Genomic DNA, 13860 nt, shown 5'->3' with positions numbered 1-13860 from the left:
ACCAGAACCGCGACGAGCAGCGTTATTCGGTGTTCGTCGGCGCCTCGTCGAGCAGGCAGCCGCTAAGAATAAAGCGGCAGAGCAAGGCTACGAACTGCTGGTTAGCCCGGTTGATCTCGACCTGACCTTCACGAATAGCGGCAAGACGGCCAGATTCGGGCAGCTGAGCGGATATGCGCCTAAGTAACATCGCCCTTCCGGAACGGCATCGATCCGAACCGGATTACGACAGGCGTCGTTATCAACCCGGACGGCAGCGTTTTCCATGTGCCGACAGCGGTGACGAAGATGGAATCAGCACGACGATCAGGAAGGCGATGAACAAGCTGGCTCTTGAAKCCGAAGGTTGTTGAAGCGGAATCCGATCCGCCGGATAACTTGTCTCACTTGCGGATGCCTCTCTTTCGATCCATGAAAAAGATAGTCTTAGACCGTATCGTAAGGCAACCGCTTACAAAGGTAAACGGAAAATTCCGCCGCCGCCAGCGGCTCAGCCTGCCCTCTCCGTGCCTGGCGAAGATCCGCTTTCACCTGACAGCGGGCCATGCCTTTCTCTCTCTCCCGGGATAAAAAGACCCGAAGGCAGCCCTCCCCGAATCGGGACGGCTGCCTCGGACGCGGCCGGAATTACTTGGCCGACCACTGCTCCACTCGGTCTTTGACCGCTTGGGTATAAATCTTCTCGATCTTGCCGAGGTTGACGTCGTCCAGCTGCTTCAGCATGGAATCATACACCTTGTCGAAGTCGGCCGGCTTGGCGAGCACCGCTTCCGGAATCTTCTTCCAGATGATGTCCTCCGCCTTCTTGAAGATGACGTTGTAGTCCGAATCGGAAGGAGCCGGAATGTTCCAGGCCGCGCCGTATGGACGCTCCTTGAACTCGGTCTCTTTCGGGAACAGGTCCTTCCATGTCGTGGCGCCGTATGCCTTGAGCGTTTCCTTCTCGGCATTCGTGTAGCCCGCCACGATCTGATCCGGGAAGTTCGTCGTGTAGTAGCTGCCGCTCGGATCCTTCACGCCGTCGCCGTAGTGAGGCCCGAAGACGAAGTACAGCCCGATGCCCGTATTTTTGGTGAAGTTCGTGTTGTCCTCGGTTTTCTGCTTCTGGATATCGGCCGGAATGACGCGGATGCCGTTCTCCACGTTGTACTGCTTGCCTTCGATGCCCCAGTTGCGCAGCACTTGGCCTTCGTCGGAAGCCATCCAGTCGAGGAATTGGATCGCGCGGACGGGATCCTTGCAATCCTTCGTGATGGCGATGCCGTAACCCGCCATGAAGCCCGTCGGAGCGAAGCTGTGGTCTTTGACGTCCGCGGAGATCGTGACCGGGAAGTGGCCGTACGTATAGGCTCCCTCATCCTTGCTCTTGATTGCGTTCTCGGCGTCTCCATAGCCCCATTCCTGGTCGATCAGGCCGAGCACGCGTCCGCTGGCGATTTTGGACTTGTACTGGTCGCTCTTCTGCACGAACGCTTCCTTGTCCAGCAGCCCTTCGTTGAACATCTTGTTCAGCCAGCGGAAGTATTCCTTCTCTTCCGGACGGCGGATATGGAAGGAAGCCTCGTAGGTGTCCGGATTGATGTAGTATTCGCCGTCGTCGGGCAGGCCCGTAGCCAGGAAGGCCGGGTTGGTGCCGGTAATCATGATGCGCCAGTCATCCGTGTCCAGCGTGAGCGGAATGGTCGGCTTGCCGTCTGTCGTCGGATGCTTGGCATAGTAGGTTTTGAGGGCGTTCTCGTAGTCCTCGAGCGTCCTGATCTGCGGATAGCCGAGCTCCTTCAGCACTCGCTGCTGCAGCTCGAAGCCGCCGCCGGCGTCGAAGTAGGTCTGGTCGATGGAATCGTTGCTCGGGAGCACGTAGATGGACGTGTCTTCCTTGCTGTACTTGAGGCGCTGCATGTATTTGCCGTATACCTTTTTCAGGTTCGGAGCGTATTTGTCGATCAGATCGGTCAGGTCGATCAGAGCTCCGGCGTCGACCAGCTTGTCGACGTCGCCCTTGGCGAACACCATATCCGGGTACTGGCCGCTCGCCGCCATCAAGGAGATTTTGTCCGTGGCTCCGCCGGATACCGCATACTCGGCCTTGATGGTGACACCCGTCTTCTCGGTGATGACCTTGCCGACTTCATCCTGCATTTTGTTCCAGTTCGGGCTCGCATCGGCTCCGAAGAAGCTGAACGTCACCGGCTTGAGATCCTGCTTGCCGGCATCCGCGTTCGCCGCTTCGCCCTGGGTATTGGATGTCGCCGCGACGTTGGAATTGCCTGCGCCATTGTTGTTGCTGCCCGAGCAGCCTGCCGTCACGGCGAGCACGCCGGCGAGCACCAGCACGGCCGTCGCTCTCGTTTGTCTCATCTTTAACATCTTCAAGCTCATAACCTCCCTAGTGGTCTGAAAAAGCCGTCTGAAAACGATGGAAAGTAAACGCATTCATCTTGCTCTATGAAGAACGGGCTCCCCGAAAGACGATAAGCGCTGTGCGGCCGGCCATTCTTCGGTGTCTCCGGAACGGCCGGCCCGCCTTTCGCGGAAGGCCCGGCGAAGCCTTAGGCCTTGACGGCTCCAAGCGTCATGCCGCCGACAAAATACCGCTGCAGGAACGGGTACACCGCCAGGATCGGCACCGTCACCACGATCGTGATCGCCATCTTGATCGATTCCGGCGATACCTGGTTCATCAGCTTCGTCATGTCCTCGTTGCTGGTCCGCATGTTGGCGCCGCCCTGCTGCGTGCTCTGAAGCACCTTCATCAGCTCGTACTGCAGCGTCGTCCAAGTCTCGCTGGAGCCGTTGTACAGATAGGTGTCGAGAAAGGCGTTCCACTGCCCGACCGCCAGGAAGAGCGCGATCGTCGCGAGCGCCGGCTTGGCGAGCGGCAGAATGATGCGCCAGTAGATCGTGAAGTCGTTCGCCCCGTCCAGCTTGGCCGATTCCTGCAGCGCGAACGGCAGACCGTCGATGAACGAGCGGATGACGAAGACGTTGAACGCCCCTACCATTCCGGGCAGGACGTACACCCAGAACGTGCCGATCAGATGAAGGTCGCGCATCAGGATGTAGACCGGAATCAGGCCGCCGGAGAAGTACATCGTCAGCGCCAGGAACACCGAGACGAAGCGGCGCGCCTGGAAGTCGGCGCGGCTGAGCGTGAAGGCCAGCATCGAGGCGCTCAGCAGGCCCAGCACGGTGCCGACGACCGTTCTCAAGATGGAAACCTTGAATCCTTGCAGGAGCCCCTCGTAGGCAAAGATCACCTTGTAGTTCTCCAGCGTGAACTGCCGGGGCCAGAGGCCGATGCCGCCTCGGACCGTATCCTGCGAGTTGTTCAGCGAGATCGCCAGCACGTTCAGGAAGGGATAGAGCGTGACGACGACGAGCAGCAGCATGATGAGAATATTGACGACGTCGAATGCCCGTTCGCCGCGGGTGGCGTTGAAAGCCTTGTTCATCGTTGGTCCCCCCTTTACATGATGCTTTCCTTCGTGACCTTCTTCAGCACGCCGTTCGCCAGGAACAGGAGGAAGATGCTCACGACGGAGTTGAAGATGCCGATCGCGGTGCCGAAGGAGAACCTCGCCAGGCTGAGCCCGTAATTGAGGGCGTACAGGTCCAGCACCTCCGAGTAATCCTTGACCAGATTGTTGCCGAGCAGGAACTGCTTCTCGAACCCGATGCTGATGAGATGCCCGATGCTCATGATCAGCAGCACCGAGATCGTCGTGCGGATGCCCGGCAGCGTAATATGCCACATCTGCCGCAGCCGGTTCGCTCCGTCCACTCTCGAAGCTTCATACAGCTCCGGATCGATGCCCGCGATGGCCGCAAGGTAGATGATCGCGCTCCAGCCGAGCTCCTTCCACAGGTCGGAGGCGGTCACGATGCTCCAGAACCAGTTGCCTTTGGCCATGAACTGGATCGGCTCGTCCGTGATATGAAGCCACATGAGCAGGTTGTTGACGGCTCCGCTGTCGGTCGACAGCATTTTGGTCACGATGCCGGCTACGACGACCCAGGAGACGAAGTGGGGCAGATACGAGATCGTCTGCACCGTCCGCTTGAACAGCCGGCCCTTCACCTCGTTCAGCAGCACCGCGAACAGAATTGGGACGACGAAGCCTACGATCAGGCCCATGAGGCTCATCGCCAAGGTGTTGCGCAGCACGAGATAGAACCGCTCGTCGGTGAACAGCTCCTGGAAATGCTTGAAGCCGACCCATTTCTGCTCGCCGAACGTCTTTCCGGCCTTGAAATCCTGGAACGCCATCGTCCAACCCCAGAGGGGCATGTAGCTGAACACGAACACCCAGATTACGAACGGCATCGACATGAAATACAAGTACTTCTGGGACTTCATTACTTTCCAGAACCGGGCCGGGCCCGAGCTTGCGGCTAATGCGGCTCCATCCGGACCGGCAGCCGGATGTTTTTCTGTCAGCGCTTTCACAAGCTCCATCCTTCCTTTCCTTCCGCGGCGTTCCGGCAGCTGCTCCCGGGCATCTCCGCGCTTGCTTGTTTCCCTATGCCATTCATGGTAACGCATTCACCCGGGCCTTCCTACCGGAGGGATCGGAGCGAAAATCAGGTCAAAATTAGAGATTTCTGAAAGCGCATTCCCGCTCTTCCCAGCCTTCTTCCTTTGGCTCGCTCCCGGGACATGTGATAAGCTGTAGGCATTTATGGCGGCTACCGGCTGATTCATGGCCCTCGCAGCATCCGCAAGCATCAACAAGAATCCGCCTGTATCAACAAGCATCCATACGCCCCAACAAGCATCAACAAGCATCAACAAGCATTAACAAGCATTAACAAGCATCCGCAAGCATCAACAAGCATCCACGCGCATGGAAAGGAGCCGGTCCGACATGTTCGCAGCCCTGAGCAAAAGCTTCCTCAAGGGGGCTTTGTTTGAAATCGAGGAGGCGTGCGCCTCCCCGGTCCCGCCCGACTGGGCGGATGGCATCAGGCCGGTGTCGCATTTCATCCTCCTGTACGTGCGCAAGGGCGAGGGAGAGCTGCAGGCTGCAGGCGTCACAACCGCCCTGCGCGACGACTCGCTGTTCCTGTACGCCCCCGGCACGGTATTGAAGCTGCGGCTGCAGGCCGATCCCCCGCCTGAGATGGTATGGATCGCCTTCGACCTGTTCCTCCTGAGCGGCAAAAACGGCGACAGCCGTTCCTTCGTCCGCCAGACCGGCTTCCCCCTGCAAGGTCCGCTGCAGCTCGCTCCCGCCCGCATCCGCCGGCTCATGCTCCTGCTGGCGGCCAAGGGCGCACAAGCGCGCGGACGGGAACGGTACGCGGCGCAGCAGCACATGCACGATCTGCTGGCCATTCTGCTCGAAGGCGCCAAGCCGGCGGCCCGGAACGCCCTCGAAGCCCGCCTGCTCCAGACGGCGGACTATATGCGGGCCAGCTACCGCGAGACGGTCCGCATGGAGGATCTGGCCGGCATGGCCGGCCTCCATCCCGCCTACTACTCGCAGGTGTTCAAGCAGCTGATGGGCAAGACCCCTGTCGCCTATCTGACCCATCTGCGGATGAACAAAGCGAAGGAGCTTATAATGGAAGGCGAGATGTCGGTCAGGGAAATCGCGGCCGACATCGGCTATGCCGACGAGTTCTACTTCAGCCGCCGCTTCAAGGCGACGGCCGGCAGTCCGCCCAAGGCGTTCGCCCGCCGCAAGGCGGAGCGGATCGTCTCGTTGTCCGCTCCGTATACCGACCATCTATATACGCTTGGCGTCGTTCCGTGCGCGGGGCAGCTGCACCGGCACATGCCCCGGGGGATCGCGCCGCTCCGGCTGCCGGAGCATGCCGTCGACCCGTGGGAGGCTGGACGGGAGGATTTCCTGCGCCTGGATCCGGATCTCATCCTCTGCAAGGACAACGTGCTTCCGAAGGCGAGGGAGCATCTGGGCGACATCGCCCCGATCGCCTGCATCCCCTGGGCCAGCCGCGACATCTACCGCCACCTGCAGGACATCTCGGCGCTCGTCGGCCGGGAGCCGGCGGCGCAAGCCTGGCACGACGCCCATGACGCGGCGGCGCAAGCGGCCCGCAGGGCAGCCAGGGAGATCATCGGCAGCGGGACGACAGCCCTGTGCGCGGCCCGGCGTCATGAGCTGCGTATATACGGCTCCCGCAATATCGGGCATGCCTTCTACCGCTCGCTGGAGCTGGCCGCGCCGGACCGGGTCCAGGAACAGCTGCGGCTTCATCCGCCGGGGACCGGCCACAACTGGACTTCGATCACACCCGACGAAATCCGCCGCTACGAAGCCGATTTCCTGTTTCTATTCACCGAAACGCCTCAGGACCGGATCGAGCTCGAGGAGCATATCGCCGCCAATCCGTTCTGGGCATCCCATCCCGCCATCCGCTCCGGCCGTTTTGCTTTTTTGGACTGGGGCATGTGGATTCTGTATGCCCCCTCCATGATTGTCCGGCAGCTGGAGGAATTAGCCTCGCTGCTGCCGCGGCTCGGCTCCTGCAAAACCCATTTCTAAAAAAAGTCCATTTTATGCCTGAATTTGTGTCATGTACACCGCTCCCGGAATTGGTATACTGGGCATAGTCCATCGATGATAATGATTCTCGATATCAATTGCATCTGAAGGAGGCTTTGCTCCCCGCTCCCATGAAATTCCGACGCAAGCTGACCGTGGTCCTATGGTTCGCGGCTGCCGCAGCCGGACTGCTCGTTACGGCGATCGCGGCCGTGTCCTACGGCGCCAAGTCGATCACGGCCGGGGTCGTGATCGATGCCGTCTTCCGGTACGATCCGTCCTCGACCTCCCATCAGATCATTCACGGCCTGCGGCTGCCCCGCGTTCTCGGCGCCATGCTCGTCGGCAGCGCGCTGGCTGCCGCCGGCGCGCTCATGCAGGGCGTCACCCGCAATCCGCTCGCCGACACCGGCATCCTGGGCATCAATGCGGGAGCCTCGCTGGCCGTCGTACTCAGCTTCGCCTGGCGGCCCATGCTGAGCTACAGCGCGCTGATGGGCCTGTCCTTCGCCGGCGCGGCGGCGGCGACCTTCATCATCGTGATGCTGGCATCGCTGGCGCGCAAAGGCATGGCCTCGCTGCAGCTGACCGTGGCCGGGGCGGTCCTGTCCGCCATGATCCACAGCCTGAGCACCGGGATGGCGATCCATTATCAGCTCAGCCAGGATCTGGCCTTCTGGTACGCCGGCGGGGTGGCGGGCATCCGCTGGGAACAGCTGCAGTGGCTCGCCCCTGTCATTCTCGCCGCTCTCGTCTGGAGCTTCACGCTCGGACGGGGAATCACCTTCATGTCCCTTGGCGAGGAAGCGGCCGTCAATCTTGGCTTGCGGACCGGAAGAATCCGCGTGCTGGCCATGGCGGCAGTCGTCCTGCTGGCCGGCTCTTCCGTATCGGCGGCAGGCTCCATCAGCTTTGTCGGCCTTGTCGTTCCGCATATCGCCCGGCGCCTCATCGGCGTCGACTACCGGCTCATTCTGCCCTTCTCCGCCTTGCTGGGCGCGATTCTGCTGACATGGGCCGACTTCGCCTCCCGCATGGTGCAGCCTCCGCGGGAATTCGCCATCGGGGCGATGGTCGCGATGGTCGGCGTCCCCTTCTTCCTCTATCTGTCCCGCAAGGAAAGGAGGGAGCTGTAAATGGGGCTTCCTGCGGACCGCCGCTCCCGGCGGGCGCTGCTGTCAGGCCTCGGCCTGCTGGCTCTGGCGGCCGTCGCCGCTGCCGTCAGCCTCAACACAGGAACGATATCGCTGAGTCCCGCCGCCGTATGGAGAACGCTCGCCGGCGGCGGGACCGCGGAGGAATCGCTGATCCTGTTCCAGTACCGGCTGCCCCGGATTCTCGTCACGATGCTGGCCGGCATCGGCCTTGGCGTCGCCGGCGCCGTGTTCCAGGGAGCGTCGCGCAACTCGCTCGCCGATCCGGGCCTGCTCGGCATCAATGCCGGAGCCGCGCTCGGACTGATCGTCTTCGTTTCTTTTTTCCGGACGATGGACGGGCCGGTCTCGCTCCTGATCCCGGCATTCGCCTTCATCGGGGGCACCGCCGCAGCCGTCCTCGTCTTCCTGCTGTCCTATGAGCGCGGCCGCGGACTGCTGCCGATCCAGCTCATTCTCACCGGCATCTCCATTGAAGCCGGACTGAGCGCGATGACGCTGTTCCTCTCGCTCCGCCTGGACCCCGACACCTACGCGTTCACGGCGCGCTGGCTCGCGGGAAGCGTCTGGGGAAGGGACTGGATCCACGTCTGGACGCTGCTCCCTTGGATCGCCGTGCTCGTGCCCTGCATCTATATGGCCTCCCGGACGCTCGATTCCTTCTCGTTCGGGGACGATCTGGCCAAGGGGCTCGGCAGCCGGGTAGGCCGCAGCCGGCTGCTGCTGCTCGCTGCGGCGGTAGCCCTCTCCTGCGCCAGCGCCGCGATGGCCGGCGGCATCGGCTTCATCGGCCTTGCCGCCCCCCATATCGCCAGGCAGCTGGCAGGGCCGCGGCACCGGCATTTCCTGCCGCTGACCGCCCTTGTCGGCCTGGTGATTCTGGTCTGCGCGGACACGATCGGCCGTTCGCTGTTCCAGCCCAGCCCCGTGCCGGCAGGAGTCGTCGCCGCCGCTCTCGGCGGCCCCTATTTCCTTTATCTTTTGTTCCGTCCCAAAAAGTGACTTTCGGAGGTTTGACAACGACCATGCTCAAAAAAGCCGTTCCCTTTCTCTCTCTGCTGCTTGCCTTCATCCTGCTGACCGCTTGCGGACAAAATGCTGCAAACGAGCCTGCATCCTCTCCATCTCCATCCGCTTCTCCGGCGGCAGCCGGCCGCATAGCCTCGATGTCCATCCACATCACCAACAATCTACTCGCGCTCGGACTCACTCCGGCCGGCTCCGTCGTCGGCGGAGACGTCAAGGACTTCCTGCCCCATGTGAAGGACCGGCTCGAAGGCGTGCAGAAGCTCGGCGTCGTGACCGAGCCCGATATGGAAGCCGTGCTGGCGCTGAAGCCGGATTCGATCTTCATCGACGAGACCTACTCCGGTCCGGATCTCGCCAAGTTCGAGCAGATCGCTCCCACGGTAAGCATCAATCCCGATAAAGGAACCTGGAAGGATCATTTGAGGGAGCTTGCCGGCCATGTCGGCCGCCAGCAGCAGGCGGAAGACTTCATCCTTGATTACGACAAACAGAAGGACGAAGTCGGCGCGCTGATCAAGAGCAGGCTCGGCGCCGATGCCAAGGTCATGGCTGTACGGATGACCGCCAAGGAGCTGCGCGTAATGGGCATGAAACGTCCTGTCGGCCCGCTGCTCTATGACGATCTCGGCTTGCAGCCCGCTGACGGCGTCGAGAAGATCGACAAAGCCTACGAGGTCATCTCCCAGGAAGTGCTTCCCGACTTCGATGCGGACGCGATTCTGGTCATCGTCAGCAAAGGCAGCGAAGCCAAGAAAAACTATGGGCTGCTCGAGAGCAATCCGCTCTGGAAGAGCCTGAAGGCCGTTCAGAACAAGCATGTCTATGTGCTCGACGGGCAAAAATGGCTCGACTACTCCTCGCTCGGCCATAAAATGGCGCTGGACGACGCCGCAAAGCTGTTCGCGGAATAAACGAAAGGCCCTTTAAGTGTGCTTCTGCGCTTAAAGGGCCTTTTTCCCATTCGGAGACAGGTCAGATGAACTCAGGCTTCCGACTCCTGATCGTGGGGAGCTGAAAAGTTCTTCCGGTCACGATGGAATGGTTAGCGCAAGATGATGACGGCTGACGCTTCTCCAGCGAAGCCGTCCAGGACGACGGCTCCATCATCAAGCCGCGCCCCTTCTCCGGCAACCTCTGCGATCTCGCCGGTTCCTCCGTGCAAAGTGAGGCGCAGCGGCTTGCCGGAACCGCTCGCGCGCAGCTCGAGGCGGCCGCCCGAGCGGCTGACCTGCGCCTTCAGCTGCACCGCTCCGGATGTGTCGCATATGACCGCGTCCGCGCTCGCGCCGTCCTCCAGCGCGTACAGCGCCAGCTCCACTCCGTCGGCGTAGTCGTAGTCCGGACGGCTGTCGACCGCGCCGAGCGCGAGCAGCGTGTTCGGCCGCACGAGCAGCGGCAGGCTGAGGTAGCCGTGGCGCTCCTTGCGCCAGCGTCCGCCCTCGACGGCTTCGCCGGTGAGCAGCGAGGTCCAGCGGCCTTCAGGCACGTAATAGCTGACGTCGCCGGACTCCGAGAATACCGGCGCGACCAGCAGCGAGCCGCCCAGCATGTACTGCCGGTCCAGCGTTTCCGCAGCCGGATCGTCCGGGAACTCCAGCAGCATGGCGCGCATGCCGGGCACGCCCAGCTCCTTCGCCTCGACGGCAACACTGTAGAGATAAGGCATCAGCTTCATTTTCAGCTTGGTGAACGTCCGCGTCACTTCGACGGATTCCTCGTCATAAGCCCAAGGCACCCGGTACGACGTGCTGCCGTGCAGGCGGCTATGCGTGGAGAGCAGGCCGAACTGCAGCCAGCGCTTGAACACATGCGCCGGGGCGGTGTTCTCGAAGCCGCCGATGTCGTGGCTCCAGAAGCCGAAGCCGCTCAGGCCGAGCGACAGCCCCGCCCCGCAGGCTCTCCGCCATCGACTCGTAATCCGCGTAGCAGTCTCCGCCCCAGTGGACCGGGAACTGCTGGCCGCCCGCCGTCGCCGAACGGGCGAACACAGCGGCCCCGCCGCGGCCGAGCTTGCGCTCCAGCGCCTCGAATACGACCTTGTTGTAGAGGAAGGTGTAGTAGTTGTGCATGCCCTCGGGATCGGAGCCGTCATGGTAGGCGACATCCGTCGGGATGCGCTCGCCGAAGTCCGTCTTGAAGCTGTCCACGCCCATGTCCATCAGCTCGTCGAGGTACCCGGCGTACCAGGCGCAGGCATCCGGATTCGTGAAGTCGACCAGCCCCATGCCCGGCTGCCACAGATTGGTCTGCCAGACGTCGCCGTTCGGCTTGCGCACCAGGTAGCCGCTGCGCCGCCCTTCCTCGAACAGCCGCGACCGCTGTCCGATGTACGGATTGATCCAGACGCAGATCTTCAGTCCCTTCTCCTTGAGGCGCGCCAGCATGCCGGCCGGATCCGGGAATACCCTCTCGTCCCATTTGAAGTCCGTCCAGTGGAATTCCTTCATCCAGAAGCAGTCGAAATGGAAGACCGACAGCGGCAGGTCCCGCTCCGCCATGCCGTCCACGAAGGCGTTCACCGTCGCCTCGTCATACTCCGTCGTGAACGAGGTCGACAGCCACAGCCCGAACGTCCAGGCAGGCGGCAGCGCCGGCTTGCCCGTCAGGTGCGTGTAGCGGCCGAGCACCTCCTTGGGCGTCGGTCCGTCGATGACGAAGTATTCCAGCGATTCGCCGGGAATGCTGAACTGCACCTTCTTCACCTTTTCCGAGGCGACCTCCAGCGAGACCGCGCCCGGATCGTTGATGAACACACCGTAGCCTTTGCTGGTCAGGTAAAAAGGAATGTTCTTGTACGCCTGCTCCGAGCTCGTGCCTCCATCCTTGTTCCAGATGTCGACGGCCTGGCCGTTCTTCACGAAGGCGGTGAAGCGCTCGCCGAGCCCGTATACGAGCTCCCCGACCGACAGGTCCAGCTCCTCGCGCATATAGGCTTCTCCGGCCGGACCCGTCACATGGGCCATCGACTTGAAGCCGCTGCCGGTCAGGCGCTCGCCGCTGCGGAAGAACGATACCGAGCACTGCGCGCCCTTGTCGATCCGCACGCTCAGGCCGCCGCTACTCAGCTCCGCATACGCGTCCGTCTCTGTAATCGAGGCATGCCCGGCAGCGGCTCCTGTTGTCGTGTCGGCTCCTGTTGTCGTGTCGGCTCCTGTTGTCGTGTCGGCTCCGGCTTCATGTCCGGCTCCGGCTATATGTCCGCCATGAAGCTCGAAATGCGGCCCGCGGTCGACGGCACCCTCGAAATGCGTCAGCTTGACCCCGATTACTCCCGGCAGCGGGGAGTGGAAGCGGATCGTCAGCAGCTGGGTATTGATCATGCTGCCCCGTCCCGCCAGCGGCGTCGTGGAGGCGTATGCCGTCAGCACGCCGTCTTCGGCACGGCAATCGTGAACCTGCATGGCGCTTTCTACGGAGTAGCCCTCCCGGATCAGCCAATTTCCGTCCGTGAATTTCACTTCGCATCCATCCTTTATCCCGTGAATTGTAAGCGTTATAATAACAGTATACGGCGGCAATCAGGATGAATCTTGCATATAATCGCGCGTTTTATTGCACAATTCTGATGTCTTGCCCATACCCTTCAAAGGAGCGGGGAACATGGAAGAGCTCGACCGGAGCTTATTCAAGGAAGAGAACGTCCGGAACGGAGCCGGAAGGCTGTTCGGAAGCTATGAATACCGGTACGGTCCCGGCGAGCATGTCGTCGACGCGCACTGGCACAACGAGATGGAATGGTTCTATGTGGCGGAGGGCGAGGTGCGGTTCCAGGTCGGGGTGGACACGCTCGTGCTCCAGGCCGGCGAGGCTGCGTTCGTGGACGCCGGTGAGCTGCATGCCGGGCATGCCAGCGGTTCCCATGGATGCAGCTTCTATGCGCTCGTATTCGATCCCGCGCTGCTGTCCGGAGCCGTCTACGATGCTGTAGAAGAGAAGCTGATCCAGCCGCTGCGGGACCGCTCCGCGACGTTCCCCCGCCGCGCGATGCCCGATGCCGGGCTCGGAAGCAGCCTGCTGAAGGAGCTCGCGGCCATCCGCAGGGCTTGCCGGGAGCAGAAGCCCGGATACGAGGCCGAGGTGAAGGGCCGGCTGCTGATGATGCTGGCCGTCCTGCATGCGGGCGGGGAAGCGGCGGACCGGCGGATCCATCACGAAGCGGCCCGCTCCCCCGAAGGCGACGCGCTCAAGGTCGAGCGGCTCAAGCGGGTCATCGAGCATATCCGGGTCCATTGCGGCCAGCCGATCCGAATCGCGGAGCTTGCCGCCCTCATCCCGCTCAGCGAAGGGCAGTTCATCCGCTTTTTTCGCGGCATGACCGGCCAGACCCCGATCGGGTACATCAAGGCGTACCGGATCAGGCAGGCCGCGCTGCTGCTGCGGGAGACGGACCGCCGGATCGCCGACATCGCGCTGGAGACCGGCTTCGACAACGTCAGCTACTTCATCCGCAGCTTCCAAGCGGTTATGAAAAGCTCGCCATCGGATTTCCGCCGCCGGCGGGATCCGGAGCGGTAAGCCGCGCTGGCGATGCCTTCCGACCCACAGTTGTCACATTTGCTGCCGATTAGAGCGAAACCGCGCCCCCCTCCGAGCGTGTTACCTAGGGACGCCTTATGTCCAAGAAACCGTCTAGGAGGCTCTCTATGCTTACCAATGCCGTCGGCCGCTTCCGTCTCATCAGCCTGCTCGAAGGCTCGTCCTTTCTGATCCTGCTCTTCATCGCCATGCCTCTGAAATATTGGGGAGACTGGCATGCGGGAGTCACGATCGTAGGAGGCGCGCACGGAGCCCTGTTCGTCCTGTATATGTTCGCCCTTCTGCATGCCGTCATCGTCGCCCGCTGGAAGCTGGCGCGCGTGGCCGGCGCCGTCGCAGCCGCCTTCATCCCTTTCGGCACGTTCGTGCTCGACTCGCGCATCCGCAAAAATCCGTAGGCTGCCTGTTCCGACGCAAGGGGCAGGACGCCGCTTGTCAGCCCTCCCGCTGGCAGGCGGCTTTTTTTTCCAATTGCGGCGCGACGGCAAGCCAAATAGGGGCTGTATCCGGAGCGTCGCGCCTTTTCCGGGTACAGCCCTTATTTTCCAAGCCTTTTGGCAAGCTTTATTGAAGCCGGAATCGCGATAAGCGGACATCGCCGCGCAGCACGATGGCAAGCGGCCTGCTGATCA

10 protein-coding genes and 1 pseudogene are annotated in these 13860 nt (G+C 62.0%); 7 read left to right on the top strand and 4 right to left on the bottom strand.

Going from position 1 to position 13860, the window contains the following annotated elements:
• On the top strand, positions 1-187 hold a 187-nt coding region (locus BN871_RS29295), incomplete at its 5' end, for a hypothetical protein (protein WP_232313211.1).
• Between the two features lie 440 nt (positions 188-627).
• Here the strand turns inward: BN871_RS29295 and BN871_RS19900 are convergent.
• From BN871_RS19900 to BN871_RS19890, 3 genes are all read right to left on the bottom strand, one after another.
• A complete protein-coding gene (locus BN871_RS19900) occupies positions 628-2367 on the bottom strand; it encodes an ABC transporter substrate-binding protein (RefSeq protein WP_232313213.1) in 1740 nt (579 codons plus the stop codon).
• Positions 2368-2549: 182 nt separating this feature from the next.
• Positions 2550-3452, bottom strand: a complete 903-nt coding sequence (locus BN871_RS19895; protein WP_048748486.1) for a carbohydrate ABC transporter permease — start codon at positions 3450-3452, stop codon at positions 2550-2552.
• Between the two features lie 14 nt (positions 3453-3466).
• Positions 3467-4447, bottom strand: a complete 981-nt coding sequence (locus BN871_RS19890) for a sugar ABC transporter permease (RefSeq protein WP_048748489.1) — start codon at positions 4445-4447, stop codon at positions 3467-3469.
• 418 nt (positions 4448-4865) lie between these two features.
• On the opposite strand from BN871_RS19890, the gene BN871_RS19880 reads away from it, so the two are divergent.
• The 4 genes from BN871_RS19880 (at position 4866) to BN871_RS19865 (ending at position 9603) form a co-directional block, all read left to right on the top strand.
• Entirely contained in the window at positions 4866-6509 is a 1644-nt protein-coding gene (locus BN871_RS19880; RefSeq protein WP_048748485.1) for an AraC family transcriptional regulator, read from the top strand.
• A 131-nt stretch (positions 6510-6640) separates the two neighbouring features.
• The gene (locus tag BN871_RS19875) at positions 6641-7645 is read left to right on the top strand and encodes an iron ABC transporter permease (RefSeq protein WP_048748484.1); all 1005 of its coding nucleotides are present in this window, start codon (positions 6641-6643) and stop codon (positions 7643-7645) included.
• Positions 7646-8665, top strand: coding sequence for an iron ABC transporter permease (locus BN871_RS19870; RefSeq protein ID WP_048748483.1), 1020 nt, complete (start codon positions 7646-7648; stop codon positions 8663-8665).
• A gap of 23 nt (positions 8666-8688) precedes the next feature.
• Complete coding sequence (locus BN871_RS19865; RefSeq protein WP_048748482.1) at positions 8689-9603, top strand: ABC transporter substrate-binding protein; 915 nt, start codon at positions 8689-8691, stop codon at positions 9601-9603.
• Positions 9604-9734: 131 nt separating this feature from the next.
• On the opposite strand, the pseudogene yicI reads toward BN871_RS19865, so the two are convergent.
• Positions 9735-12150, bottom strand: a pseudogene (gene yicI / locus BN871_RS19860) (alpha-xylosidase).
• A 142-nt stretch (positions 12151-12292) separates the two neighbouring features.
• Between yicI and BN871_RS19855 the strand changes: the two are divergent.
• Both BN871_RS19855 and BN871_RS19850 read left to right on the top strand, forming a co-directional pair.
• On the top strand, positions 12293-13207 hold the full coding sequence (locus tag BN871_RS19855) for an AraC family transcriptional regulator (RefSeq protein ID WP_021882073.1): 915 nt from the start codon (positions 12293-12295) through the stop codon (positions 13205-13207).
• 128 nt (positions 13208-13335) lie between these two features.
• Positions 13336-13626 (top strand): DUF3817 domain-containing protein, encoded by a 291-nt coding sequence (locus BN871_RS19850; RefSeq protein WP_048748481.1) that lies wholly within the window; start codon positions 13336-13338, stop codon positions 13624-13626.
• Positions 13627-13860: the final 234 nt, after the last annotated feature.

The sequence above is a fragment of the Paenibacillus sp. P22 genome (assembly GCF_000469945.2).
Lineage (GTDB): Bacteria > Bacillota > Bacilli > Paenibacillales > Paenibacillaceae > Paenibacillus_O > Paenibacillus_O humicus.
This window is presented reverse-complemented; position numbering and strand designations above follow the sequence as displayed.

What these genes read in the sequence shown, in the direction of transcription:
- BN871_RS19900 (WP_232313213.1), bottom strand. Translation starts at nt 2,367, where the DNA reads ATGTTAAAGATGAGACAAACGAGAGCGACGGCCGTGCTGGTGCTCGCC.
- BN871_RS19895 (WP_048748486.1), bottom strand. Translation starts at nt 3,452, where the DNA reads ATGAACAAGGCTTTCAACGCCACCCGCGGCGAACGGGCATTCGACGTC.
- BN871_RS19880 (WP_048748485.1), top strand. Translation starts at nt 4,866, where the DNA reads ATGTTCGCAGCCCTGAGCAAAAGCTTCCTCAAGGGGGCTTTGTTTGAA.
- BN871_RS19875 (WP_048748484.1), top strand. Translation starts at nt 6,641, where the DNA reads ATGAAATTCCGACGCAAGCTGACCGTGGTCCTATGGTTCGCGGCTGCC.
- BN871_RS19870 (WP_048748483.1), top strand. Translation starts at nt 7,646, where the DNA reads ATGGGGCTTCCTGCGGACCGCCGCTCCCGGCGGGCGCTGCTGTCAGGC.
- BN871_RS19865 (WP_048748482.1), top strand. Translation starts at nt 8,689, where the DNA reads ATGCTCAAAAAAGCCGTTCCCTTTCTCTCTCTGCTGCTTGCCTTCATC.
- BN871_RS19855 (WP_021882073.1), top strand. Translation starts at nt 12,293, where the DNA reads ATGGAAGAGCTCGACCGGAGCTTATTCAAGGAAGAGAACGTCCGGAAC.
- BN871_RS19850 (WP_048748481.1), top strand. Translation starts at nt 13,336, where the DNA reads ATGCTTACCAATGCCGTCGGCCGCTTCCGTCTCATCAGCCTGCTCGAA.